Source organism: Shewanella sp. ISS20 (assembly GCF_056522965.1).
This window is the reverse complement of the sequence record NZ_JAWRZK010000001.1, coordinates 2,819,206-2,844,399: the sequence shown is the minus strand read 5'-3', so window position 1 is coordinate 2,844,399 and position 25,194 is coordinate 2,819,206. Positions and strand designations below refer to the sequence as shown.

Sequence of the window (25,194 nt, the reverse complement as noted above, 5' to 3'; positions counted from 1 at the left end):
CCAAGCGCGCCACCATTAATACTTACTTTGGCAAAAGTTGATCTTATCGGCCACTGCACCTAGCCTTTGGCCATTATTCACCACAGGACATACATGATGACCCACGCTGCTACTGATAAGGTATCTGATATTTTCGACCCATTACTTTGGGACAAAGTTGAAGGTTTTACGTTTGAAGATATTACCTACCATAGAGCCAAAGCTCATGGCACAGTGAGAATTGCCATTGATCGCCCTGATTGTCTTAATGCATTTCGTCCAAAAACCGTTGATGAACTCTATATTGCCTTAGATCATGCTCGTCAGTGGTCTAATGTTGGCTGCGTACTATTAACGGGTAATGGGCCATCGGCTAAAGGTCAGTGGTCGTTCTCATCGGGCGGCGATCAACGCATTCGCGGTAAAGATGGTTATAAGTACGAAGGCGCAGAAGCTGGTACCGCCGATGTGGCGCGTATGGGACGTTTACACATTTTAGAAGTGCAGCGACTTATTCGCTTTATGCCAAAAGTAGTGATTGCTGTGGTTCCGGGTTGGGCAGTTGGCGGCGGTCACAGCTTACATGTGGTGTGTGATTTAACCTTAGCCTCGAAAGAGCATGCCATCTTTAAGCAAACTGATCCTGATGTTGCCAGCTTTGACTCTGGCTATGGCAGTGCTTACTTAGCCAAGATGATAGGTCAAAAACGCGCGCGCGAAATATTCTTTTGCGGCTTCAACTACAGCGCCGATGAAGCTTTTGATATGGGTATGGTTAACCGCTCAGTGGCTCACGCCGATTTAGAAACTGAGGCGCTGCACTGGGCCAAAGAAATCAATTCAAAATCGCCAACCGCAATGCGTATGCTCAAATATGGCTTTAACTTGCCTGATGATGGCTTAGTCGGTCAGCAATTGTTTGCCGGTGAAGCAACGCGCTTAGCCTATGCCTCTGAAGAAGCGAAAGAAGGCCGTGATGCCTTCTTAGAAAAACGCGATCAAGACTTCTCTAAGTTCCCTTGGCATTATTAATCTCGATTATGAGTGAGCTTTCGCTTTGCTTTTAAGCCGCCTCAGGGCGGCTTTTTTATGGGTGATAGTCAAAGCAATAAGAAACCGATAGTCACAATCGAAACAAACTTATATACGCAGCAGTTGATAATGATTATCATTTTATTATTAGCTATTGAGTGTCACTTTTATTGGGGTAATGAGTATGCGGAAAACGATTAGCTTTGCCATTTTACATTTTAGCGTCGCTTTTAGCGTGACTTACTTGCTCACTGGCAGCGTTATCTTAGGCGGCGCGATTGCCTTACTAGAACCTGCCGTAAATACAGTGGTATTTTATTTTCATGAAAAAGTCTGGAAAAGAATTGAGCAAAAACAGCAACAAGCTGCCGCTCAAACTAAGCTAATGCTGGTGTAAACCTTAAACTTTATTCAATTTGAACGGATAGCGTAAAAAACTAGAGCTGGCTCACCTTAATGATATTGGCCATTGAACCATAATGCTTGTAGGCACCTCTAACTAATAACTTATTGTTATTCAATTAATCATGAAAAAACTATTGCTCGCATCTATGCTAATTTTTACACCACTCACCGAAGCAAGTGCCTTGCCAGAGGCTTTGCAAAACATTGCCGCAGTGCAAAAAGCCGATGCGCGGGTTATTACTTCTGGCCTGCCAACGCCAGCGGAATTTGATTCACTCGCGCGTTCAGGGGTAAATGTCGTTATTAATTTAATGCCAGATAGCAGCAATGACAGTTATCACAACGAGGCGCAATTAGTCCAAGCAGCAGGTATGGAATACGTTTATATTCCCGTTGATTGGCAACATCCAACTATTGACGATGTAAACCGCTTCTTTGCGGCCATGCTGAGCCATCAAAACCAAGATGTTTTAATTCACTGTAAAGCTAACTATCGCGCCTCGGCTTTTTATTACCTTTATGAAGTGACCCAGCTTGGTAAAAACCCAGAAGCAAGCATGCAGCATACTATGGCGCCGTGGGGAGATATTGAGCGCAGCTTGCAGCAATATCCGCAGTGGCAGCAATTGATTAATCGGGTATTGGCGCAGTACGACCAATAAAAAAGGCGCTACTAGAGCACCTTTGAAGAAACCGCGAACATTACTCAACGGTAACCGATTTGGCCAAGTTTCTTGGCTGGTCAACGTCCGTGCCCTTAATCAAGGCCACATGGTATGACAGTAATTGCAGTGGAATAGTGTAAATCAGTGGCGCCATAAAGGCATCACAATGAGGCACAGGGATCACCTTCATAGTGTCATCCGACTCAAACTCAGCATCAATATCAGCAAACACATACATTAAGCCGCCGCGCGCACGCACTTCCTCAACGTTAGATTTAAGCTTTTCTAACAACTCATTGTTAGGCGCCACCACGATCACCGGCATGTCAGCATCGATTAACGCTAAAGGGCCGTGCTTCAACTCACCTGAGGCATAAGCTTCAGCGTGAATATACGAAATCTCTTTAAGCTTTAACGCGCCTTCCATAGCAATCGGGTATTGATCGCCGCGCCCTAAAAATAAGGCATTATTTTTATCAGCAAAATCTACCGCTAATGCAGCAATGGCATCATCTAACCCTAATGCCTGCTCGACTTTAGCTGGCATAGATAACAAGCTTTGGGTGATATCGGCTTGCATTTGCAGCGACATACCGTTGTGACGACCAATGGCGGCAGTCAGCATCAATAAACCCGCTAACTGCACAGTAAAGGCTTTGGTTGAAGCCACACCAATTTCGGCGCCAGCTTTCATCATGTAAGCCATGTCAGATTCACGCACCAGTGATGAACCTGGCGAGTTACAAATGGTCAGCGTCGCTTTATAACCCATTTCTTTAGCTAAACGCAGCGCCGCCAAGGTATCAGCGGTTTCACCAGATTGTGAAATAGTCACTAACAAGCTGTTTGGGAATAAGTGCGACTTGCGATAGCGAAACTCTGATGCGATTTCGACGTTACAAGATACCCCAGCCCAATCTTCTAACCAGTAACGCGCTGCCATACCTGAATGATAACTGGTACCACAGGCAATAATTTGCACGTGTTTAATGTCTTTTAAAAACTCACCCGCATTGGCGCCAAAGGCAGTATCTAACACTTGCTTGTTAGCTATGCGGCCTTCAATAGTGCGTGATAACGCTAATGGCTGCTCATAAATTTCTTTGAGCATATAGTGGCGATATTCACCTTTATCGCCAGCATCATGGGTGACTTCAGATTCTTTGATTTCACGCTTAACTGGCGCGCCATTAACATCAAAAATGGCTACCTGACGACGGGTCACTTCAGCCACATCGCCTTCTTCTAAAAACGCGAATGAGCGCGTCACAGGTAATAAGGCTAATTGATCTGAGGCGACAAAGTTTTCACCTAAGCCAAAACCAATCACTAATGGGCTACCAGAGCGCGCAACCACTAAACGCTCGTTATCACGTCTATCCATAACCACAGTGCCGTAAGCGCCTTGCAGTTGCTTAACTGTGGCTTGCACCGCAGCCAGTAGGCTCGCGTGAGTCTTGAGTTCATGGTGCACTAAGTGGCAGATAACTTCAGTGTCAGTGTCAGAGGTAAACACATAACCTAAGCCTTTAAGCATGTCGCGCAGCTTGTTATGGTTTTCGATAATACCGTTATGCACTACGGCAATATCATCACTGGATACATGAGGGTGGGCATTACGCTCACTTGGCTCGCCATGGGTTGCCCAGCGAGTATGGGCAATACCTGTGCCGCCCGCTAACGGATGCTTATCTAACGCCGCTGTAAGTTCCTGAACCTTGCCGACGCGGCGGGTACGGTTTAGCTCGCCATTATGGATAACGGCGACACCCGCCGAATCATAACCGCGGTATTCTAAACGGCGTAAGCCCTCAACCAAGATTTCAGCAACATCCCTTTGCGCCACGGCGCCAACGATTCCACACATAGTTCACCTGTTATTTCAAAGATAAATGGGTAGTGTTCAACACTAAGTTATTCTTGATAAGGGGCAAGAATGACCTCAACCCCTTGTTGACGGATGGCAGCAGCAGCTTCGGGTGGCAATCTGTCATCCGTGACTAATTTATTAACCGTGCTCCACGGCAATTCCAAATTAGGAATACGGCGCCCAAGTTTGTGCGATTCGAGCATGACCACAACTTCACGAGACACTTCCGCCATTACCTTGCTTAAGCCTGTGAGTTCATTAAACGTAGTGGTTCCTTGGGCTAAATCCAAACCATCGGCACCAATAAACAATTGATCGAAGTTATATGAACGTAGCACTTGTTCGGCGATACGGCCTTGAAATGATTCAGAATGCGGATCCCAAGTACCACCGGTCATCAATAAGGTCGGCTCGAACTCGAGATCATGAATCGCATTGGCAAGCAGCAAGGAGTTAGTCATCACCACTAGGCCGCGCTTATCGTTCAAATGCGAAATAATGCCTATGGTCGTGCTGCCAGAATCAATAATGATGCGATTGTGATCATCAATCAGCTTGGCCGCCGTGGCTGCGATACTGAGTTTATTGGCTGACAGCAGTTTATAAGAGCCTTGGGTAATATCTTGAGGCACCGCCACCGCACCGCCATAACGACGAAACAACAGACCGTTTTTCTCTAACGCGGTTAAATCTTTACGAATGGTCACCACAGAGGTTTCAAATAAGAGGGATAGCTCATCAACACTGACTTCCCCTTGCTCATTTAACAGGTTAAGTATGCCGTGGCGTCGCTGCTGGGTGTTTCGTTTAGTCATTTATCTTTCGAGTTAAGTTTCGTTTCGAAAGTTAATTATATACAAATGAAAGCAGTTTGCCAGTAACCAAGACGATATTGCTGATAAAAACTCATTTTTTGATGGGTAGTACGCGATGCACTAAATCACAGCCATAAAAAAAGCAGCCGTTTGGCTGCTTTATTAGTGCAATGACTTGCTTAGAACTTAGCTTCAACCGCCAACGCTAGGCTACGGCCAGCGCCTATTGTTACGTCTTGATAGCTACCGCCATCGAGATATTCTTTATCAAAGAGGTTTTTGATATTCATGCGCAGATTAACTTCCGTGCCTTGAATGTCCCACGCATAGGCAGCGCCTAAGTCAAACCGGACAAAACCATCTTTAGTAATAGTATTGCTGGTATTGGCAAAACGCTCGCCCACATACACAGCGCCAAAGTTCAGGGCTAAATCATCATTCACTTCATAACGAGTCCAGATATTGGCTGACCACTGCGGAGCATCAATCGGCGTTTTGCCATCAAGTTGCTCACTATCACCTGTGCCAGTTTTATATTTAGCATCTAAGTACATCATAGAGCTGGTAATAAACCAGCTGTCACTCATCTGGCCCTGCGCACCCAACTCAAAGCCGCGGTGATGTTGCTCACCATCTTGGTTAGTTATGTACTTGTCACCTGCTGGCGTTGATTGATCAAAAATCTGTTTAACCACTTTATTGTCAACGTTAATATCAAACACTGCTGCCGTCAGTAATAAGCTGCTGTTAAACAGTTCCCACTTAGTACCCAATTCATATTGAGTGCCATATTCAGGTTTAAGATCTAACTGGTCATTGACGTCGAACTCATCATTCACCATGCCTTGCGGAGTGAAACTTTTTGAGTAGTTGACATAAATGCTGCCGTAATCAGTTGGCGCGTACACTAAACCCACTTTTGGCGATAAGGCGTAGCTGTTATTGCCTTGGCCTTCTTTTTTCTGCTCGTCGTAACGCACGCCAGCTAACACTTTCCATTCTTCCGTCAAACTCATCAGGTCTTGGACGTAGAAACCATAGTGGTAATACTCAGACGTTGATTTAGCTTTAGTAGCGTTTAAGTAGTTAACATCGGGAGCCACTATTTGCCCAGGCATGACAGTGGCAGATTCGCCGCCATCATAAAACTGCTGATAGTAATAATTTAGATAATTACCACCAATCAATAATTGATGCTCGATGCTGCCAGTATCAAAGTCAGCCAAGAAATCTACATAAGCCGTCTTATGCTGCCAATTATCATGGCGATCGAAAGGTTTAACTTTATAACCATTTTCAAATGGGTTTTCAGTATAGGTAGGTGATGAGCCTAAACGTTGACGCTCAAATTTCTGATGGTTATATCCCGTCTTTACTTTGAGGTTGTCAGTCAGCTGCCAGCTAATATCTGCGCCTAAGTTAGTGACATTGTTGTCAGTGAAAGTCCAAGGCATTTCCCAGATGTCTTTACGGTCACCAATAATCTCGCCTTGGCTGTTTAACCAAGCACCTGAATCTATGTTGGTTTTGTCAGAAGTATTATCGTATTTCACCGATAATGTCAGATCATCGGTAACATCAAAATCTAAGGCAACGAAACCTAACAGGCGATCACGCTCTTGATGCTCACCGTTAAAGTATTCACGCCAGTATTGAGTGTCTTGTTTTACTAACACAGTGCGATAACGCACGGTTTGATCTTCATTGACGGCGCCGCCAGCATCTAACTGAAAACGAGTTGAACCTTGATCGTCAGTATCAAACCCTAAGTTAAACAAGCTATCGTAGGTCGGCTTTTTGGTAACCATGTTAACTAAGCCGCCAGGACCAGACTGACCATAGAGCATAGACGATGGGCCTTTAAGCACTTCAACTTGCTCAAGGGTTTCAATGGGCTGCACGTAATGCGACCAGTGCTGCTGACCATTTACTAGGAAACCAGAACCAGAATCCAATTCAAAACCACGAATAGCGAATACTTGGCGGTTCCATTTTTCGCTGCCAGAAGTGACAGATGAGTCATTGCTCAGCACTTCACCTAAGTTAGTAGCAAGCTGCTCATCGGTAACGAAATCAGGGATCACGGTAACTGACTGTGGGGTATCAATTAATGCAATATCACCGCGCATGGCACCACTAGCATTGCCCGCTTTATAGTTATTAAATTGCTGAGCAACAACACTGATACGCTCAATGTTAGCCGTTGCAACGACTTGAGCATTGCCCTCGTCAGCTACAGCATTAACACTTAATAAGCTCATGATTGCCAAACTAATTGATGATCTTCTGGTGTTCATTACTATCCCCACAGCACGACATTGTACTTTATGCCGCAGAGTCTAAATGAGAATCTATATCATTCACACTTTTTTTTACATATTTATGGCAATAATTGAACTAGATCACTTATTTAAGGGGCTAGCTCTGCTGTAAACACTTTTAATTAAGCTCAGAAACAAAAAAAGCACCGCTATGGTGCTTTTAATCAGTGTCACATTTAAGTGAATTAAGCTTACTTGGCTTGCTTTTGTGGGCGCTGCCAGCCGCTAAAATGCTTTTGCTTAACGCGGGTGATGACTAACTCATTAGCACCCACATCACGGGTGATAGTAGAACCTGCCCCTAAGGTCGCGCCTTTGCCAATAGTGACTGGGGCAACTAATTGAGTGTCACTGCCAACAAACACATCATCTTCAATCACAGTTAAGTGTTTATTGGCGCCATCATAATTACAAGTAATAGTGCCAGCTCCTATGTTTACGCCGCTACCGACCTGCGCATCACCTATATAGGTCAAGTGGCCAGCTTTTGAACCTTCGCCCAATACTGCATTTTTAATTTCAACGAAATTACCGACGTGGGCGTCACGCTTAAGCACAGCGCCCGGACGTAAACGTGCGAATGGGCCGGCGTTAGCCGCTTCTTCTAAACTGGCGCCATCCACTAAGGTGTAAGGTTTAATCTCAGCGTTATCGGCAATAGTACAATCTTTTAAAATCGCGCCAGCGCCAATAGTGACATTGTTACCTAGCACTACTTTGCCTTCAAAGATGACATTAATGTCGATCATCACATCCATACCAACTGTCACTTCACCGCGGATATCGATGCGGTTAGGGTCGCGTAAATTGGCGCCTTCTAGCATTAATTTTTCGGCGGCACGTGCTTGATAAGCACGCTCTAACTGAGCTAATTGCACGCGATTGTTAGCGCCTTCCACTTCAATGGCCAGTGGCGGCTGCGCGGTAGTAATCTCAACGCCATCACGTTTTGCCATAGCAACGATATCAGTTAAGTAATATTCACCTTGGGCATTGTTTGACGACAACTGACCTAACCACGCCTTTAATTGCTTGCCAGGGGCTGCCATGATGCCACTGTTGATTTCTTTAATTTGAAGCTGGGCAATGCTCGCATCTTTTTGCTCAACAATACCGATAACATTGCCGACGCTATCGCGCTCAATGCGGCCATAGCCAGTAGAATCGAGAAGAGTCACAGTCAAAATGGCAAGGCCATCGGCAGCGCGAGACGCCAGTAAGGCTTCTAACGTGGAGGCTTGAATTAATGGCACATCGCCATAAAGAATTAAGACGGTATCATCATCTTGAATATTGGCGTTAGCCTGCGCTACTGCATGGCCAGTGCCTAACTGTTCGGCTTGCTCAACCCAGTTAAGGTCTTGCTCACCTAAGCGCGCTTGCAATTTATCGGCGCCATAACCGTAGACTAAGTTAATCTTGTCGGCGTTAAGCTCGCGAGCGGTATCTATCACATGCTGCACCATAGGCTTGTGCGCGACTGAGTGCAGTACTTTGGGTAAATCAGAACGCATGCGGGTGCCTTTACCGGCAGCGAGAATAACGACATTGAGCGACATGTTAGCTTCCTTTTCAATTTGCTGGCGCCATTGTAGCCAAAAGCCATACAAAAATCAGCGGCCTGAACCCACAATCCCTTTGGGTCTTTAAGATTGGCATGATTATTATGGCCAGTAACAAAAAAGGCGCCCCGAAGGACGCCTTTTAACTAACCTAAACCTTAACGGTGCAGGCCTTTCTTGATGGTTTCAACCACACGCAATTGAGCGACGGCTTGCGCCAATTCAATCGCGGCAGCAGCATAATTGAAATCAGCTCCAGCATTAGCCATATCGGCTTCTGCGCGGTGCTTGGCTTCTAAAGCCGCTGCTTCATCAATGTCTTTGGCACGCAAAACCACATCAGCCAGCACGGCAATTGAACTAGGTTGCACTTCCAGAATACCACCTGAAAGATAAAACACTTCTTCATTGCCGTTTTGCTTGACGATGCGCGCCATGCCAGGCTTGATCTTAGTCAACAGAGGTGAGTGACCGTGCATAATGCCCAGTTCACCTTCAGCACCACTTATCTGCAGGCTTTCAACCCGACCGGAAAAGATGCTGCTTTCTGCACTAACGATATCAAGCTGTACTGTAATGCTTGCCATCGGGGTTCTCCTTAAAACACTAAGCAATGATGCTTAGTTATTTTTTGTTAGCTCGCTCGATAACTTCATCGATTGAACCAGCCATGTAGAACGCCTGCTCTGGAATGTGATCAAATTCACCTGCCAGAATACCTTTAAAGCCACGAATAGTGTCTTTCAGGGCAACGTACTTACCAGGAGAACCGGTAAAGACTTCAGCAACGAAGAACGGCTGTGACAAGAAACGCTCGATCTTACGGGCGCGGGCCACAGTAGTCTTATCTTCGTCAGACAGTTCGTCCATACCTAAGATAGCAATAATATCTTTCAGCTCTTTATAACGCTGCAGCACGGTTTGTACGCCGTTGGCAGTGTCATAGTGCTCTTGGCCAACAACCAGCGGATCTAACTGACGCGAGGTAGAATCCAATGGGTCAACCGCTGGGTAAATACCCAGAGAAGCAATTTGGCGAGACAATACAACTGTCGCATCCAAGTGAGCAAAAGTGGTTGCTGGTGACGGGTCAGTTAAGTCGTCCGCAGGTACGTATACCGCCTGAACAGAGGTAATAGACCCTGTCTTGGTTGAAGTAATACGCTCTTGCAGAACACCCATCTCTTCAGCCAATGTTGGCTGGTAACCTACCGCTGACGGCATACGGCCTAACAGTGCAGATACTTCAGTACCGGCCAAGGTATAACGGTAGATGTTGTCTACGAACAACAGTACGTCTTTACCTTCGTCACGGAACTTCTCAGCCATAGTCAGACCAGTCAACGCTACGCGCAGACGGTTTCCTGGTGGCTCGTTCATCTGACCATAAACCATGGCTACTTTGTCTAATACGCCAGAATCTTTCATCTCGTAGTAGAAGTCGTTACCTTCACGGGTACGCTCACCTACACCAGCGAATACTGACAGACCAGAGTGGGCCTTAGCGATGTTGTTAATCAGTTCCATCATGTTAACTGTTTTACCAACACCCGCACCACCGAACAGACCTACTTTACCACCCTTAGCGAATGGACAAACAAGGTCGATAACCTTGATACCAGTCTCTAACAGCTCAGTCGTGTTCGATTGATCTTCATATGAAGGCGCCGCACGGTGAATCACATAACGCTCTTCTTCACCAATAGGACCCGCTTCATCAATAGGCTCACCCAGAACGTTCATAATACGGCCCAGGGTAGCAACCCCAACCGGAACGTTAATAGGAGAACCTGTATTTGCGACTTCAAGACCACGACGCAGACCATCAGAAGAACCCATGGCGATAGTACGAACTACACCGCCACCCAGCTGTTGCTGAACTTCCAGCACCAAACCGTTACAGACACCTTCGCCTGTGATCTTCAGAGCGTCATATACTTGAGGTACGGCAACTTGTGGAAACTCTACGTCCACAACCGCGCCAATTACTTGGACAACAGTACCTGTGCTCATGATTAATCCTCTAAAACTTGTATTCGTTACCTAACCTAAACCGCTGAGGCACCTGACACAATTTCCGACAATTCCTGCGTAATCGCAGCCTGACGGGCCTTGTTGTACACCAACTTCAAGTCATTGATAAGTTCGCCAGCATTGTCGGTTGCCGCCTTCATTGCCACCATACGGGCAGCCTGTTCAGACGCAATGTTTTCAACAACACCTTGATACACCTGAGATTCTACGTAACGAACCAAAAGCTCTTCTAACAGTTCTTTTGGATCCGGCTCGTAAATATAATCCCAGTGATGTGACTTACTATCATCATCGGATTTAGGTAAAGGCAGCAGCTGTTCGATCACGGGTGTCTGCGCCATGGTGTTCACAAACTTGTTGAATACCACGTACAGACGATCCAGTTTGCCTTCGTTGTAAGCTTCTAGCATGACTTTCACAGTACCGATCAAGTCACTCAATTTAGGTGCATCACCTAAACCTGAGGCTTGAGCCGATAATGGGCCGCCGAAGCTTTTGAAAAACTGCACACTACGAGCACCAATGGCACAAAATTCAACTTCTGCGCCTTGCTCTCTCCAGCTTTTCACGTCTGCCACAACCTTTTTAAAGAGGTTGACGTTCAGACCACCACAAAGACCACGGTCGGTGGCTACTACTATGTAACCTACTCGCTTAGCCTCTCGCACCTCTAAATAGGGGTGTTTATATTCAAGAGAACCTTGCGCGACGTGACCGATCACCTTACGCATATTCTCCGCATAAGGACGACTAGCAGCCATGCGCTCTTGTGCTCTGCGCATCTTACTGGCTGCCACCATTTCCATAGCGGACGTGATCTTCTGAGTGTTTTGTACACTCGCGATCTTGGTTTTAATCTCTTTAGCGCCGGCCATCTCTACTCTCCAATCTGGACCTTGAGGTGTCTACGACACCTCGATGTTTTTTACCAGGTTTGGGTTTTCACGAACTTGTCCAGGCCAGCCTTCAGTTCACCTTCGATATCAGCGTTATAATCGCCAGATTCGTTAATGGTGTTCATCAACTGTGCATGTTCAGTGTTCATGAAAGAGAGCAGAGCCGCTTCGAAGCTACCGATCTTATTCAGCGCAACGGCCTTCAGGTAACCTTTTTCAGCTGCGAAAATAGACACAGCCTGATCAGCTACGCTCATAGGCGCATATTGCTTTTGCTTCATCAGTTCGGTAACACGCTCACCGTGCTCTAATTGAGCGCGAGTTGCATCGTCAAGATCAGATGCAAACTGTGAGAACGCAGCCAGCTCTCGATACTGTGCCAGTGCGGTACGAATACCACCGGACAGTTTCTTGATGATCTTAGTCTGAGCCGCACCACCAACACGAGATACCGAGATACCTGGGTTAACCGCTGGACGTAAGCCAGAGTTAAACAAGTCGGTTTCAAGGAAAATCTGACCGTCGGTAATAGAAATTACGTTGGTCGGTACGAACGCAGAAACGTCACCCGCTTGGGTTTCAATGATTGGCAGAGCGGTTAACGAACCGGTTTTACCTTTCACTGCACCTTTAGTGAACTTCTCTACATACTCTTCGTTAACGCGTGAAGCACGTTCAAGCAAACGAGAGTGTAGATAGAATACGTCACCTGGGTAAGCTTCACGTCCTGGTGGACGCTTAAGCAGCAAAGAGATTTGACGGTATGCAACAGCCTGCTTTGACAGGTCATCGTATACGATCAGTGCATCTTCACCACGATCACGGAAGTATTCACCCATAGAACAGCCAGAGTATGGTGCCAAGAACTGCAGAGCTGCAGCTTCAGAGGCAGTAGCCACAACCACGATAGTGTTGGCTAATGCACCATGCTCTTCAAGTTTGCGTACTACGTTAGCGATGGTAGAGGCTTTCTGACCAATGGCTACGTACACACACTTGATACCAGAATCTTTCTGGTTGATCACGGCATCAATCGCCATCGCTGTTTTACCAGTCTGACGGTCACCAATGATCAATTCACGTTGACCACGACCAATAGGGATCATGGCATCAACGGCTTTATAACCAGTTTGAATTGGTTGCGATACTGACTTACGCTCAATAACACCAGGAGCAATCACTTCAACAGGCGAGAAACCATCGTTATCGATTGGTCCTTTACCGTCGATTGGAGCACCCAGAGTGTTAACCACGCGACCCAGCAAACCACGGCCAACTGGAACTTCCAGAATACGACCAGTAGTCTTAACTTTTACGCCCTCAGCTAAATCAGCATAAGGACCCATTACTACGGCACCGACAGAATCACGTTCTAAGTTCAACGCGATAGCATAACGGTTACCTGGCAGTTCGATCATTTCGCCTTGCATTACATCGGCTAAGCCGTGAATGCGAATGATGCCGTCACTTACTGCAACAATAGTACCTTCGTTGCGAGCTTCACTAACGACGTCGAACTGCTCGATCCGCTGCTTAATCAGATCGCTGATTTCAGTGGAATTCAGTTGCATGCTCAAACTCCCAATTACGACTGTAGGCTATCAGCAAGACGAGATAATTTACCTCTAACCGACCCATCAATGACGAGGTCTCCTGCCTTAATAATTGCACCAGCGATTAAGCCAGCATCGACACTACAGTTCAGCTTAACTTTGCGTGTGAGACGTTTCTCCAACGAGAGACTAATCTGCTGTACTTGCTCGTCACTGAGTTCAGTTGCAGAAACCACTTCGGCCTCAACAATTTTTTCCCAGTCGTTGCGGAACTCAACAAACAGTTGAGCGACAGCAGGCAGAACCTCGAGGCGACCGTTTTCAGCCATTACCTTGATCAGGTTTTGTCCTTGTGTATCCATCTGCTCGCCACACACACTGATAAACAGTTGTGCAAGTTGAGCACTGGCCATTGAGCCAGAAAGCAGTGGACGCATAGTGTCGTTTTCACTCACTAGTGCAGCAAAATCAAGCATTTCTGCCCATTTTTCCACGGCTTGATGTTCTACAGCAAAATCAAAAGCTGCCTTAGCATAAGGGCGAGCAATGGTGGTTAACTCAGCCATAACTCCACTCCCTTATCAAATTTCAGCAACAAGTTTATTAACTATGTCGCTATGGGCGGCTTGATCGATCGAACGCTCAAGGATTCTCTCTGCGCCGAGAACGGCCAGAGCAGCAACCTGCTTACGCAGATCTTCTTTCACGCGATTACGTTCAGCTTCAATTTCTGCTTTACCCTGAGCGATAATTCTTGCACGCTCAGTGTCTGCTTCAGCTTTGGCTTCTTCAACAATTTGATTTTTGCGCTTGTTTGCAGCATCAATAATTTCGTTGGCAGTAGCTTTAGCTTCTTTAAGTTGGTCAGTTGCTTTCGCCTGAGCCAACTCCAGGTCTTTTGCCGCGCGGTCCGCAGAAGCGATACCATCAGCAATCCTTTTTTGGCGTTCTTCGATGGCATGCATCAAAGGTGGCCAAACATACTTCATGCAGAACCACACGAAGAGAATAAAGGCGACCGTCTGACCGATTAGGGTAGCGTTGATATTCACAACAGCCTCCTATTTAGAGTTAAGACAGAAGCGTTTTTTTACAGCATTGCACCCAGAGGGTTAGTGAACAGCATATACAATGCAATACCTACGCCGATCATTGTTACAGCGTCGAGCAGGCCAGCTACGATGAACATTTTAACTTGTAGCATTGGGGCCATTTCAGGTTGACGCGCAGCGCCTTCCAAGAACTTGCCGCCCAAAAGACCGAAACCGATAGCGGTACCAAGGGCACCCATACCAATCAGCAGAGCAACAGCAATTGCAGTAAAGCCCAGAATCGTTTCCATCTGTATCTCCAGTTCTAAATCTTTAATTTAGTGATGATTTAGTTTAAAAATTTCTTCAGCAACCCTTAATGATCTTCATGCGCCATGCTTAAGTAAACAATGGTTAGCATCATGAAGATAAACGCTTGCAGTGTGATAACCAAAATATGGAAAATCAACCAACCCAGCTGGAGTGTTACCCCAAGGGCGGAGATTGCCAAATTGGCACCATACATCAGCGCAATAAGGATGAAGATCAACTCACCCGCGTACAAGTTACCGAATAATCGCAGTGCCAAAGAAATTGGCTTAGCAATTAAAGTAACTGTCTCCAGCAGGAGGTTGACGGGTATCATTGCCCAATGGTTAAAGGGCTGTAATGTCAGTTCTTTCACGAACCCTGATATACCCTTGACCTTAATGCTGTAATAAATAATCAGCACAAACACACCTAACGCCATAGATAGCGTGATGTTCAGGTCCGCTGTAGGTACCACTTTCATGTAGTCAACCCCAACAAGCTCTGCAGCTTTAGGGAGCCAATCTACTGGCACCATATCCATGAAGTTCATCATGAATACCCAGCCAAAAATGGTCAGCGCGAGAGGAGCAATCAGAGGGTTTTTGCCGTGGAAGGTTTCTTTAACACTGCTATCAACAAATTCAACGACCATTTCGACAAAACACTGAAGTTTGCCAGGTACGCCGGTTGTCGCTTTTTTAGCAACGCTGCGGAAAAGCCCCAAGAACAGGACACCCAGACCAACCGAAAAGAGCAACGAATCAATATGCCATGTCCAGAAGCCCGCCTCACTACATGCAGAGTTGAATGCTAAGCCGTTATCGGTAGCACACACTTGCAAGTTGGTAAGGTGATGCTGGATATAGCCCTGCGGTGTTAACGCTTCACCAGTTGCAGCCATGATTCATCCCACTTAACTTTGCTTGAAGTATAAAGGTGCAGCCCAATGTACCGTCAATGCGATAGCGTAAGTCACAAACAATGGCATAAACTCCACGTCCATGTACAAAAATGCTAGCGAAAACAATACTATGGTCAACAGCATCTTTACCGCTTCCCCCAAGTAGAAAGATTTTATAACCTTGTCTGCTGAACTTGCTCCCGAATGAGAGAAAGCGAGGGTTGCGAATACAAAATTAGGGAGCACAGCGATTAATGTCCCAGCTAATGCCGACACACCAAAGCGAACTCCCCACATTCCAGAGAAGATAATTGTTACAACTCCAGCAACAAACACTTGCATCAGCACTAACCGATAGGCTGACCCGCGCCCGCGTCGTGCCAAAATTTTACTCAATTTTCATTCTCCACTTTCTGTCTTAATGTTTTTATGACCGAGCATGTTAAATAACATCGGCAGCCATGCTACAAAAAGCCTGCGAAAGTATACCTTTTCAAGAACTCTTTGCAATGATGAGATTATGAAAAAAAAGACTTTTAACGTGATGGATGCTCAAATATAGAAAATTCATACTTTAACAATTGTCACAAAATTACATATAAAACTGTTAACGTTAATTTTTTAATGAATTTTATTCAAAATGCCGTCTAATTCAGCGAGATTTTGATAATTTATTACAATTTTACCCTGTCCTTTATTATTGTGACTAATTGCAACTTTAGCGCCCAATCGCTCAATTAACTGGCTCTCTAATCGGCTTACATCGGGATCTTTAATGTTTATTTCAGCAACTTTAGGGGGATTATTAGTTTTAGTGACTAAGTTTTCGGTTTCGCGCACCGTAAGCCCTTTACTAATCACTAATTTAGCTAGCTCAGTTTGAGTTTCACACGAGACGCCAAGTAAGGCGCGGGCGTGCCCCATATCTAAGTCACCATTTTCAAGCATCAGCTTAACCGCTTCATTGAGGCCGTTTAAACGCAGCAAGTTAGTGACTGTCGTGCGTGACTTGCCCACAGATTCTGCAACTTGTTGATGAGTTAGCTTAAATTCTTTAATTAAGCGGTCTAATGCTATGGCTTCTTCCATGGCATTTAGGTCTTCACGCTGAATGTTTTCAATCAGTGCTATGACTATGGCCGATTCATCGGCCACATTTTTAATGAGACACGGCACTTTATCTAGCTTGGCAAGGCCAGCTGCGCGCCAGCGCCGTTCACCTGCCATGATCTCATAGCGGTTTTGGCCAATTTGGCGCACTACTATCGGCTGAATAATACCTTGAGTCTTAATTGAGCTCGCAAGCTCTTCTAGCGCCTCAGCCGACATGTCTTTACGGGGCTGATATTTTCCTGGCTGAAGTAAATCAAGATCGAGATGACGCAACACATCATCAGTAGCTATGGCATCCTGATGACTTGGTGCTTCGATAACAGTGTCATGGTGAATTTTCTGATTGGCAGCGTGACTGGTACTCAGTAATGCATCCAAGCCTTTACCCAGCCCGCGTTTCTTAATGGTCATAATCTTCCTTTATGCTTTTTCAGCTAACTGTTCCGCGCGTCGAATAATTTCACCGGCCAGAGCAAGATAGGCTTTAGCGCCGGCACTGGTCTTGTCGTAATACATAGCTGGCGCGCCAAAACTTGGCGCTTCGGCTAAACGGATATTACGCGGGATAACAGTGCGGTAAACTTTATCACCGAAGTGTTGTTTGAGCTGATCTGAGACGTCATTGGCTAAGCGATTGCGAGGATCATACATAGTGCGCAGTATGCCTTCGATATAGAGCCCAGGGTTCACCATGGCGCCGAGTTTACCTATGGTATCAATCAAAGCCGTTAATCCCTCTAAGGCATAATACTCGCATTGCATCGGCACTAGCACTGAGTCGGCAGCCGACATGGCATTAACGGTCAGCATATTGAGTGAAGGAGGGCAATCGATGAAAATAAAGTCGTATTGATCTCGAATCGGCGCTAAGGCATTGCGTAAGCGCACTTCTCGGGCAAAAAATTGTATGAGTTTAATTTCAGCGGCGGTGACATCACCATTACCCGCAATCAAATCATATTTGCCCGCAGTATTACGGATCACTATCTCTTCAAACGGCTTTTCTTCGACCAATAATTCATAGGCAGTATTATCAAGATCATACTTGTCGACACCGCTGCCCATAGTGGCATTTCCTTGCGGATCCAGATCGACCACCAAAACTTTACGCTTAGTGGCGGCGAGTGAGGCAGCTAAATTCACGCATGTAGTTGTTTTTCCTACGCCACCCTTCTGGTTGGCCACGGCTATAATTTTCGCCACTTTGTCACCCTGTCTGTCAGACTCAAATTAACGAAATATCACACATTTTTTTAGATAATGCATGAGTTATCAAAGCGGTAATGAATAAATTGTGGGATGTCCGCCTTGATTACAAGCGGACAATTCCAATATCAGACTATTGTTTGATGAGTTTGAGCAAATGTCGTTGCTCGTTCAAATCTGGTAGCACTAGCTCAATAGTATCAATCAACTTAAAACCTACTGGAATCGATGCCATTTCCTGCTCATTTAGCTGACCTTTCAAGGCATAAAAACAGCCATTGTCTGTCGGTAAATGATGACACCAAGTGAGCATATCCGTTACTGAGGCAAAGGCACGACTCAGCACACCATCAAACTTTTGTTCAGGATCAAAGGCTTCAACACGACTTTCGATGGAAGTGATGTTAGTTAATCCAAGTTCAAAGGCCACTTGTTTTTGAAAACGAATGCGTTTACCTAAGCTATCAAGTAAAAAGAACTGCTTATCTGGATTAATAATGGCTAACGGGATCCCCGGCAGCCCAGGGCCAGTACCTACATCAATAAAGCGCTCACCTTCTAAATAGGGCGATACCACTAAGCTGTCCATGATATGGCGAATAAGCATTTGCTTAGGATCACGCACCGAAGTGAGGTTATAAGCCTTGTTCCATTTATCCAACATACCAACAAAATTAAGCAGTTGCTCTTGTTGTTTCGGAGTTACATCTAAGCCGGTTTGGGCTAAATAGGTCGTGAGTAGAGCCTGCACTCGACACCTCAAAAAATAAGTGGGTATTCTGAGCACTATTATGCGGCTCAGGATAAAAGAAGGGAAGCCTAAGCTTCCCTTGAATAATGCTAGTAAGCCGTTAGTACTAAGCTGATTTACGCAATAAACCGCGCTTTTTCAGATGCACTAATAAAATTGAAATGGCCGCGGGAGTGATCCCTGAAATCCGTGAGGCTTGGCCTATAGTTTCTGGCTTATGGGTGTTGAGTTTGGCAATTACTTCATTGGATAACCCAGGTACTTCATGGTAATCCAAGGTTAACGGTAAGCCGGTATTCTCATTACGCATAGCTTTCGCAATTTCATCTTGCTGGCGCTGAATGTAGCCTGAATATTTTACCTGAATTTGCACTTGCTCTGCGGCCCTTGGGTCGCTAATGGCAGGGCCAAAACCTTCAACTTTCATCAGCTTGTCATAATCAAGTTCAGGCCTTTTCAGTAAATCTTCAAAGGTTGCTTCACGGGTAATTGGCGTATTCAAGTGTGGATTCAACGCTTCTACTAAAGGCGAGTTTGCATGGATCCACTGACCACGTAAACGTTGCAATTCAGTTTCAATCGCTTCGCGCTTGGTATTGAATTTAGCCCAACGGTCATCATCAATCAGACCTAACTCACGACCTTTTTCGGTTAAGCGTAAGTCAGCGTTATCTTCACGCAGCAACAAACGGTATTCGGCGCGGCTAGTAAACATGCGGTACGGTTCTTTGGTACCTAAAGTTGATAAGTCATCAACTAACACCCCTAAATACGCTTCATCGCGACGTGGTGCCCACGCATCTTTTTCTTGCACGAATAACGAGGCGTTCATACCGGCTAACAAACCTTGGGCACCGGCTTCTTCATAGCCAGTAGTACCATTGATTTGTCCTGCAAAGAATAAACCTTTGATCGCTTTCGTTTCTAATGAGTTTTTCAGATCTCTTGGATCGAAATAATCATATTCAATAGCGTAACCAGGACGAATGATCTCAGCATTTTCCATGCCTTTGATCGAGCGCACTAAGTTGATCTGCACATCAAAAGGTAAGCTAGTAGAAATACCGTTAGGGTAAATTTCTGTGGTGGTTAAACCTTCTGGCTCAATAAAAATTTGATGTGAGTTTTTGTCAGAGAAGCGATGAATTTTATCTTCAATGCTTGGGCAATAACGTGGGCCAATGCCTTCAATCACGCCTGAATACATAGGACTACGATCTAAACCACCGCGAATAATGTCATGGGTTTGCTCATTGGTATGAGTCACGTAGCATGATACCTGACGTGGATGTTGCTCAACTTTGCCAACGAACGACATCACAGGTAATGGATCATCACCTTTCTGCTCAGTCATTTGAGCAAAATCAATGGTATTGGCATCAATTCTTGGTGGTGTACCTGTCTTTAAGCGACCGACACGAATCGGTAATTCACGTAAACGATTGGCTAAGGCGATAGAAGGTGGATCGCCAGCACGGCCACCGCTGTAATTCTCTAAACCAATATGGATTTTACCGCCAAGGAAAGTACCTGCAGTTAACACCACACTCTTAGCAGCGAACGCTAAACCCATCTGGGTGACGACACCAACCACTTGATCGTTTTCAACCACAAGATCGTCTACGCCTTGTTGGAAAATACGCAGGTTTGACTGGTTCTGTAAAATATTTAAGATCGCATGTTTATACAAAGCGCGATCAGCTTGAGCTCTAGTCGCTCGTACTGCTGGGCCCTTACTTGAATTTAAGGTCCTAAATTGAATGCCAGCTAAGTCGGTGGCTATTGCCATTGCGCCGCCTAAGGCATCAATTTCTTTAACCAAATGGCCTTTACCTATGCCACCAATGGCTGGGTTGCAAGACATTTGTCCAAGAGTATCAACGTTATGGGTCAGCAACAGGGTTTTTGAGCCCATTCTGGCAGCAGCCAATGCGGCTTCAGTTCCGGCATGACCACCACCTACAACAATTACATCAAACCGTTCATGAAAATGCATAAAACTGCCTTTTGATATTAAAGATCGAAACTTTACGAGTTGGCTATTTTAGCATTTGTCTGTGCCAAGGTGAATGATCTATTTGCATTGAAAGATCTTAAGGTGATCGGCTTAATAGATCTTAAGATCTTTATATAGATCTCTTATTATGTCTTATTATTAGGATCGCCATTTTCTGTGGGTAAGCCTATAAAGACTTATAATTCATTAGGTTGCGACATACTGATCCTGTGATCTAACGGGGATCTATTAGCAAATAAGGTGGGGATAGATCGCTACTTTATCCACAGGTACGATCTTTAACCAAGCAGGAGTGTGAATAGTACATGAGTTGATCAGAGAAAAATAATAGCTTATCCACAGATTTATCCTTTTTGGTAGTGCTTTGTGGATAAACCAGATCTAAATTGTGGGTAGATCTGGTTTTATTGATCTTATGATCGGTTTAGATGCGCTTGATCCATTGCTTAAGCCAATGAATAGCGGCATCTTCCGGGATCGTTTGCTGTTTAATGTCGATTTGGATCTTGTCCACAATTTCCGTGGCGCCTAAAAATGATAACTCTGAAACTAAGCTTTCCGGCCCCTGACAAAAAGTGTCGTAGTTGGAGTCGCCGATGGCACACAAAGCAAAAGTTAGCTCAGCAAGCGAGGGTTGTAAGAGGAGTAATTGCTTTAATAACGGCTGTAAATTGTCTGGTAAATCACCTGCGCCATGGGTAGATGACACGATAATCCATAGGGATTTTGGATCTAAATCGGCTAATTCTGGCGCTAAATGTAGGGTGACTTCATAGCCAAAATCACTCAATAATGGCAGCATTTCATCAGCTACATATTCAGTACCACCTAAAGTAGTACCGACAATAATTTCAATTTTACTCATGATTTTTCCTAATGAGGGACCTGTAGTCCTAAATGATGGGGCTATAGTAACTGATTGCTTAGTATGGCTTCTAGCAAGCTGGCAGGGCTTATTAGCCTATAAATTGACTATTTTAGGCTGATACTTGATAGATAGCAGGTCAAAAAGAGGTGAGCTTTTAGCTGAAGTTGGCTTATTGGGCATAAAAAAAGGAGCCTGTAGGCTCCTTTAATCGTTATTTACCGATACAGAATGAACTAAATATCTTGCCTAACAGGTCATCTGAAGTGAATTGGCCCGTAATTTCTGATAATGCTTGCTGCGTCATGCGTAGTTCTTCTGCTAACAATTCACCCGCCTCGTATACTTCTAGCTGCTCTTTACCTATTTGTAAGTGCTCAGCGGCGAGGGCTAGCGCTTCTAAATGGCGTCGGCGAGCAATAAAACCGCCTTCAAGGTTGTTTTGGTATCCCATCAAACTCTTTAAATGCAGCTTGAGTTCCTCTACACCTAGGCCGGTTTTCGCTGAAATTCGATAGACGCTGTGGCCTTGCTCTTCAGTGCAATCTAACGATTCGCCGGTGAGATCGGCTTTATTACGTATCACAGTAATGCCTAAACCCGCAGGCAGGCGATCGATAAAATCTGGCCAGATATTGTGTGGATCGACGGCGCTAGTCGTGGTGCCATCCACCATAAACAGCACTCGATCAGCTCTTTTTATTTCATTCCAGGCGCGCTCAATACCAATTTGTTCAACGGTATCTGTGGTATCACGCAGGCCTGCGGTATCGATAATATGCAAAGGCATACCATCTAAATGTATGTGTTCACGCAATACATCGCGCGTAGTGCCGGCAATTTCGGTCACAATGGCTGATTCTTTACCAGCTAAGGCATTTAATAAGCTTGATTTACCAGCATTGGGGCGACCAGCGATAACCACTTTCATGCCTTCGCGAATAATTGCGCCTTGTTTTGCGCTCGCTTGCACAACATCTAGTTTATCTATGATGCGATATAGGGCGCTGGCAATTTTGCCATCAGACAGAAAATCCACTTCTTCATCGGGGAAATCAATGGCAGCTTCGACATAGAGGCGTAAATTGGTCACTTGCTCGACTAAAGTGTGTACTTCTTTTGAGAATTCGCCTTGCAGTGATTGCAGCGCACTTTTGGCTGCTTGTTCACTGGTGGCATCAATCAAATCGGCAATGGCTTCAGCTTGAGTTAAATCGAGCTTATCATTCATAAAGGCTTGTTCGCTGAACTCACCTGGGCGAGCAATACGAATACCGGTAATTTCCAGTACGCGTTTTATCAGCATATCGAGAACGATTTGACCGCCATGACCTTGCAGTTCAAGAACATCTTCACCGGTAAATGAGTTTGGGCCTTTAAAGAATAAGGCAATACCTTGGTCAATCACATGACCATCGGCCGCTTTAAAATCACAGTAATCAGCATAGCGAGTCTTAGGTAAGTGACCGAGCACTTCCATGGCGGCAGATGCTGCTAATTTTCCCGAAATGCGGATGATGCCCACACCGCCACGACCGGGGGCGGTAGCCTGTGCCACGATAGTTTCTGTTGTCACGCGTGTTACCCATTTCAAATAAAAGAAAACAAAAAGGCGGCAATAAGCCGCCTTTTTTTGGTTTAGCTATCGGCTTATTTTAAGCCTTTTTTCTCGAGGTTGGCATAAATAATCTTCTGCTGGATAATGGCAACTAAGTTACCTACTAACCAGTACAGAACCAGACCCGCTGGGAACCACAAGAAGAATACGGTAAATACCACTGGCATCCACTGCATCATTTTAACTTGCATAGGGTCCATGGTAGGTGCAATAGGTTGCATCTTCTGCATGTACCACATAGACGCGCCCATCAACAGCGGCAGAATGTAGTATGGGTCTTGAACCGACAGGTCATGGATCCATAAAACAAACGGTGCGTGACGTAATTCAACGCTTTCTAACAATACCCAGTACAAGGCAATGAAGATTGGCATCTGTAACAAGATAGGTAAACAGCCACCCATAGGGTTAACTTTTTCTTTCTTGTACAGTTCCATCATGGCCTGACCCATCTTTTGACGGTCATCACCAAAGCGTTCTTTCAGTTCAGCCAGTTTTGGCTGCAGGTTACGCATCTTAGCCATAGACACATATTGTGCCTTGGTTAATGGATAGAGTAAGCCACGAACTGTCAGAGTAATTAAGATAATGGCCACACCCCAGTTACCAACGATTGACTGGAAGAACATCAATAATTTGTAAATTGGAACGGCTAACCACCACAAGAAACCATAATCTACCACTAGGTTCAGCGTTGGTGAGATGGCAGATAATTGCTCTTGGTATTTAGGGCCCACATAGAATTGAGCGGCCAAATTTACCGTGGTGTCAGGCGCAATATTCTGCACTTGGCTACGGAAGCCAATGTTGGCCATACCGCCACTAACACTGGTAAATAGGGTATTTTGCTCAGTGGCTTGTGGAACCCAAGCGGATACAAAATAGTGCTGCAACATAGCGGCCCAGCCACCTTGGGTGACGGTATCTAAGTTGCTTTTACTCATGTCTTCAAATGAGTACTTTTCGTAACGCTCTTTAGCGGTAGAGAAAGCGGCGCCACGATAAGTTGGCATCATCATGCTAGATTCACTAGCCTTGACGGTTTGCTTAATCTGACCGTACATCTGAACTTGTAATGGCTCAGCAGTGGTGTTTTTGATGCGGTAATCAACACCAATATCGAATTTACCTTGGTGGAAGGTAAACACTTTAGTGTAAGTCACACCATCAGCAGCAGTAAAAGTTAAAGGAACTTCCAGTGTCGTTTCACCCGCAGCCATAGCGTAATCTTGCTTGGCAGCAGTAAAATGAGCACGGCCTTTAATGCTATCAATACCATTGGTACCGATTAATCCACTTTGGGCAATGTAGGTATAAGCTGGAGTTTGCTCAAGTAATACAAAAGGCTGATCTTTGTTTTGTTCTAGCTTGTGGGCTACTAACGCCGCATAAACTATATCACCACCTACTGGATTGATTTTCACATCCAACTGGTCGGTTTTAACACTGATCAAGTCTTTTGAAGCCGCTGTATGAAGCGCAGGAACACTAGCATCTGATGTCGGAACATCAGAATTATGGTCTGCAGTAGCGGTTTGAGAAGCTACAGTCGTGTGTATCGGCGCTTGAGGCGCGTTGTCAGTCTGCCATTGTTGCCACAGCAGGAAGCTGACAACCAGCAAACCGATTAGCAATATATTACGTTGAGATTCCATAACCTTATTTATTGCACCTGTCGTTTTTGGGAGGGACGGGATCACTACCGCCGGGATGTAAAGGGTGACATTTTAATATGCGTTTGAGAGCAAACCAACTCCCTTTTACTGATCCGTGAGTTTGAATTGCTTCTATCGCGTAATGTGAGCAAGAGGGAGTGAAACGACATCGAGGACCCAGTAAAGGGCTGATGAAGATTTGATAACCACGAATGAACGTGGTTGCTAGCCATTGAATCGGCGAGAGAGTTTTCGCCATAGCTTTTCTATCAAACAATGTAATTCTGCATTATCCATCGCTAAGCAACCGTGACGAACCAAAACCACGATATCAGCATCAGGGATTTGATCTTGATGTAAACGGAAACTTTCCCTAATGACTCTTTTGATGCGATTACGTTGATTAGCATGTTTAACTTGGCGTTTAGGCACAGTTAATCCAAGGCGAGGGTGTTCCTGACCATTAGAAATTGCAAGCAAGGTAATATCAGCAGAAGATGCTTTAAGGGGATTGTTGAATACAGATTTAAATTGCGCGGGAGTTAACAAGCGTAACTCCCGCGTAAAGGTATAGCTAGTCACCTAGTTATCTA

25 protein-coding genes are annotated in these 25,194 nt (G+C 45.2%); 3 read left to right on the top strand and 22 right to left on the bottom strand.

The window, feature by feature from the left end; all coding sequences use genetic code 11:
* Positions 1-96 precede the first annotated feature (96 nt).
* The 3 genes from AC1HDP_RS12900 to AC1HDP_RS12890 all read left to right on the top strand — a co-directional run bounded on the left by AC1HDP_RS12900 (position 97) and on the right by AC1HDP_RS12890 (position 2,078).
* A complete protein-coding gene (locus tag AC1HDP_RS12900) occupies positions 97-1,011 on the top strand; it encodes a 1,4-dihydroxy-2-naphthoyl-CoA synthase (RefSeq protein WP_479639892.1) in 915 nt (304 codons plus the stop codon).
* 184 nt (positions 1,012-1,195) lie between these two features.
* Positions 1,196-1,408 (top strand): DUF2061 domain-containing protein, encoded by a 213-nt coding sequence (locus tag AC1HDP_RS12895; RefSeq protein ID WP_479639072.1) that lies wholly within the window; start codon positions 1,196-1,198, stop codon positions 1,406-1,408.
* 154 nt (positions 1,409-1,562) lie between these two features.
* Positions 1,563-2,078 carry a protein tyrosine phosphatase family protein gene (locus tag AC1HDP_RS12890; protein ID WP_479639071.1) on the top strand — a complete coding sequence of 172 codons (516 nt, stop codon included), beginning with the start codon at positions 1,563-1,565 and terminating at the stop codon, positions 2,076-2,078.
* Positions 2,079-2,118: 40 nt separating this feature from the next.
* On the opposite strand, the gene glmS is transcribed toward AC1HDP_RS12890, so the two are convergent.
* From glmS to rnpA, 22 genes are all read right to left on the bottom strand, one after another.
* Positions 2,119-3,948: a glutamine--fructose-6-phosphate transaminase (isomerizing) gene (glmS, locus tag AC1HDP_RS12885; protein WP_479639070.1), complete on the bottom strand. Its 1,830-nt coding sequence runs from the start codon at positions 3,946-3,948 to the stop codon at positions 2,119-2,121.
* Positions 3,949-3,995: 47 nt separating this feature from the next.
* Complete coding sequence (locus AC1HDP_RS12880; protein ID WP_479639069.1) at positions 3,996-4,766, bottom strand: DeoR/GlpR family DNA-binding transcription regulator; 771 nt, start codon at positions 4,764-4,766, stop codon at positions 3,996-3,998.
* Between the two features lie 179 nt (positions 4,767-4,945).
* Entirely contained in the window at positions 4,946-7,063 is a 2,118-nt protein-coding gene (locus tag AC1HDP_RS12875; RefSeq protein WP_479639068.1) for a TonB-dependent receptor, read from the bottom strand.
* A gap of 215 nt (positions 7,064-7,278) precedes the next feature.
* Entirely contained in the window at positions 7,279-8,646 is a 1,368-nt protein-coding gene (glmU, locus tag AC1HDP_RS12870) for a bifunctional UDP-N-acetylglucosamine diphosphorylase/glucosamine-1-phosphate N-acetyltransferase GlmU (protein WP_479639067.1), read from the bottom strand.
* A gap of 161 nt (positions 8,647-8,807) precedes the next feature.
* The gene (locus AC1HDP_RS12865) at positions 8,808-9,236 is read right to left on the bottom strand and encodes a F0F1 ATP synthase subunit epsilon (RefSeq protein ID WP_479639066.1); all 429 of its coding nucleotides are present in this window, start codon (positions 9,234-9,236) and stop codon (positions 8,808-8,810) included.
* A gap of 37 nt (positions 9,237-9,273) precedes the next feature.
* A complete protein-coding gene (gene atpD / locus AC1HDP_RS12860) occupies positions 9,274-10,662 on the bottom strand; it encodes a F0F1 ATP synthase subunit beta (protein ID WP_479639065.1) in 1,389 nt (462 codons plus the stop codon).
* A gap of 35 nt (positions 10,663-10,697) precedes the next feature.
* Positions 10,698-11,558: a F0F1 ATP synthase subunit gamma gene (atpG, locus tag AC1HDP_RS12855; protein WP_140930131.1), complete on the bottom strand. Its 861-nt coding sequence runs from the start codon at positions 11,556-11,558 to the stop codon at positions 10,698-10,700.
* 50 nt (positions 11,559-11,608) lie between these two features.
* A complete protein-coding gene (atpA, locus tag AC1HDP_RS12850) occupies positions 11,609-13,150 on the bottom strand; it encodes a F0F1 ATP synthase subunit alpha (protein WP_140930132.1) in 1,542 nt (513 codons plus the stop codon).
* Between the two features lie 14 nt (positions 13,151-13,164).
* Positions 13,165-13,698 carry a F0F1 ATP synthase subunit delta gene (atpH, locus tag AC1HDP_RS12845; RefSeq protein ID WP_479639064.1) on the bottom strand — a complete coding sequence of 178 codons (534 nt, stop codon included), beginning with the start codon at positions 13,696-13,698 and terminating at the stop codon, positions 13,165-13,167.
* A 15-nt stretch (positions 13,699-13,713) separates the two neighbouring features.
* The gene (atpF, locus tag AC1HDP_RS12840) at positions 13,714-14,184 is read right to left on the bottom strand and encodes a F0F1 ATP synthase subunit B (RefSeq protein ID WP_479639063.1); all 471 of its coding nucleotides are present in this window, start codon (positions 14,182-14,184) and stop codon (positions 13,714-13,716) included.
* A 38-nt stretch (positions 14,185-14,222) separates the two neighbouring features.
* Positions 14,223-14,474 (bottom strand): F0F1 ATP synthase subunit C, encoded by a 252-nt coding sequence (gene atpE / locus AC1HDP_RS12835; RefSeq protein ID WP_011761755.1) that lies wholly within the window; start codon positions 14,472-14,474, stop codon positions 14,223-14,225.
* A gap of 65 nt (positions 14,475-14,539) precedes the next feature.
* Positions 14,540-15,376: a F0F1 ATP synthase subunit A gene (atpB, locus tag AC1HDP_RS12830; protein WP_140930135.1), complete on the bottom strand. Its 837-nt coding sequence runs from the start codon at positions 15,374-15,376 to the stop codon at positions 14,540-14,542.
* A 12-nt stretch (positions 15,377-15,388) separates the two neighbouring features.
* The gene (locus AC1HDP_RS12825) at positions 15,389-15,772 is read right to left on the bottom strand and encodes a F0F1 ATP synthase subunit I (RefSeq protein WP_140930136.1); all 384 of its coding nucleotides are present in this window, start codon (positions 15,770-15,772) and stop codon (positions 15,389-15,391) included.
* A 225-nt stretch (positions 15,773-15,997) separates the two neighbouring features.
* Positions 15,998-16,900 (bottom strand): ParB/RepB/Spo0J family partition protein, encoded by a 903-nt coding sequence (locus AC1HDP_RS12820; protein ID WP_479639062.1) that lies wholly within the window; start codon positions 16,898-16,900, stop codon positions 15,998-16,000.
* A gap of 9 nt (positions 16,901-16,909) precedes the next feature.
* Positions 16,910-17,692 carry a ParA family protein gene (locus AC1HDP_RS12815; protein WP_479639061.1) on the bottom strand — a complete coding sequence of 261 codons (783 nt, stop codon included), beginning with the start codon at positions 17,690-17,692 and terminating at the stop codon, positions 16,910-16,912.
* 136 nt (positions 17,693-17,828) lie between these two features.
* A complete protein-coding gene (gene rsmG / locus AC1HDP_RS12810; protein WP_479639060.1) occupies positions 17,829-18,446 on the bottom strand; it encodes a 16S rRNA (guanine(527)-N(7))-methyltransferase RsmG in 618 nt (205 codons plus the stop codon).
* A 106-nt stretch (positions 18,447-18,552) separates the two neighbouring features.
* On the bottom strand, positions 18,553-20,442 hold the full coding sequence (gene mnmG, locus AC1HDP_RS12805) for a tRNA uridine-5-carboxymethylaminomethyl(34) synthesis enzyme MnmG (protein WP_479639059.1): 1,890 nt from the start codon (positions 20,440-20,442) through the stop codon (positions 18,553-18,555).
* A gap of 445 nt (positions 20,443-20,887) precedes the next feature.
* Positions 20,888-21,328: an FMN-binding protein MioC gene (gene mioC, locus AC1HDP_RS12800; protein ID WP_479639058.1), complete on the bottom strand. Its 441-nt coding sequence runs from the start codon at positions 21,326-21,328 to the stop codon at positions 20,888-20,890.
* Positions 21,329-21,542: 214 nt separating this feature from the next.
* The gene (gene mnmE, locus AC1HDP_RS12795) at positions 21,543-22,904 is read right to left on the bottom strand and encodes a tRNA uridine-5-carboxymethylaminomethyl(34) synthesis GTPase MnmE (RefSeq protein ID WP_479639057.1); all 1,362 of its coding nucleotides are present in this window, start codon (positions 22,902-22,904) and stop codon (positions 21,543-21,545) included.
* 74 nt (positions 22,905-22,978) lie between these two features.
* The gene (yidC, locus tag AC1HDP_RS12790) at positions 22,979-24,601 is read right to left on the bottom strand and encodes a membrane protein insertase YidC (RefSeq protein ID WP_479639056.1); all 1,623 of its coding nucleotides are present in this window, start codon (positions 24,599-24,601) and stop codon (positions 22,979-22,981) included.
* Between the two features lie 4 nt (positions 24,602-24,605).
* Positions 24,606-24,860, bottom strand: a complete 255-nt coding sequence (gene yidD / locus AC1HDP_RS12785; RefSeq protein ID WP_140930144.1) for a membrane protein insertion efficiency factor YidD — start codon at positions 24,858-24,860, stop codon at positions 24,606-24,608.
* Entirely contained in the window at positions 24,827-25,183 is a 357-nt protein-coding gene (gene rnpA, locus AC1HDP_RS12780) for a ribonuclease P protein component (protein ID WP_140930145.1), read from the bottom strand. The genes yidD and rnpA overlap by 34 nt, the downstream gene beginning before the upstream one ends.
* Positions 25,184-25,194: the final 11 nt, after the last annotated feature.

Bases quoted from the DNA above. Each gene is read 5' to 3' on its own strand.
- AC1HDP_RS12900 (WP_479639892.1), top strand. From the start codon at position 97: ATGACCCACGCTGCTACTGATAAGGTATCTGATATTTTCGACCCATTA.
- AC1HDP_RS12895 (WP_479639072.1), top strand. From the start codon at position 1,196: ATGCGGAAAACGATTAGCTTTGCCATTTTACATTTTAGCGTCGCTTTT.
- AC1HDP_RS12890 (WP_479639071.1), top strand. From the start codon at position 1,563: ATGCTAATTTTTACACCACTCACCGAAGCAAGTGCCTTGCCAGAGGCT.
- glmS (WP_479639070.1), bottom strand. From the start codon at position 3,948: ATGTGTGGAATCGTTGGCGCCGTGGCGCAAAGGGATGTTGCTGAAATC.
- AC1HDP_RS12880 (WP_479639069.1), bottom strand. From the start codon at position 4,766: ATGACTAAACGAAACACCCAGCAGCGACGCCACGGCATACTTAACCTG.
- AC1HDP_RS12875 (WP_479639068.1), bottom strand. From the start codon at position 7,063: ATGAACACCAGAAGATCATCAATTAGTTTGGCAATCATGAGCTTATTA.
- glmU (WP_479639067.1), bottom strand. From the start codon at position 8,646: ATGTCGCTCAATGTCGTTATTCTCGCTGCCGGTAAAGGCACCCGCATG.
- AC1HDP_RS12865 (WP_479639066.1), bottom strand. From the start codon at position 9,236: ATGGCAAGCATTACAGTACAGCTTGATATCGTTAGTGCAGAAAGCAGC.
- atpD (WP_479639065.1), bottom strand. From the start codon at position 10,662: ATGAGCACAGGTACTGTTGTCCAAGTAATTGGCGCGGTTGTGGACGTA.
- atpG (WP_140930131.1), bottom strand. From the start codon at position 11,558: ATGGCCGGCGCTAAAGAGATTAAAACCAAGATCGCGAGTGTACAAAAC.
- atpA (WP_140930132.1), bottom strand. From the start codon at position 13,150: ATGCAACTGAATTCCACTGAAATCAGCGATCTGATTAAGCAGCGGATC.
- atpH (WP_479639064.1), bottom strand. From the start codon at position 13,698: ATGGCTGAGTTAACCACCATTGCTCGCCCTTATGCTAAGGCAGCTTTT.
- atpE (WP_011761755.1), bottom strand. From the start codon at position 14,474: ATGGAAACGATTCTGGGCTTTACTGCAATTGCTGTTGCTCTGCTGATT.
- atpB (WP_140930135.1), bottom strand. From the start codon at position 15,376: ATGGCTGCAACTGGTGAAGCGTTAACACCGCAGGGCTATATCCAGCAT.
- AC1HDP_RS12820 (WP_479639062.1), bottom strand. From the start codon at position 16,900: ATGACCATTAAGAAACGCGGGCTGGGTAAAGGCTTGGATGCATTACTG.
- mnmG (WP_479639059.1), bottom strand. From the start codon at position 20,442: ATGCATTTTCATGAACGGTTTGATGTAATTGTTGTAGGTGGTGGTCAT.
- mioC (WP_479639058.1), bottom strand. From the start codon at position 21,328: ATGAGTAAAATTGAAATTATTGTCGGTACTACTTTAGGTGGTACTGAA.
- yidC (WP_479639056.1), bottom strand. From the start codon at position 24,601: ATGGAATCTCAACGTAATATATTGCTAATCGGTTTGCTGGTTGTCAGC.
- yidD (WP_140930144.1), bottom strand. From the start codon at position 24,860: ATGGCGAAAACTCTCTCGCCGATTCAATGGCTAGCAACCACGTTCATT.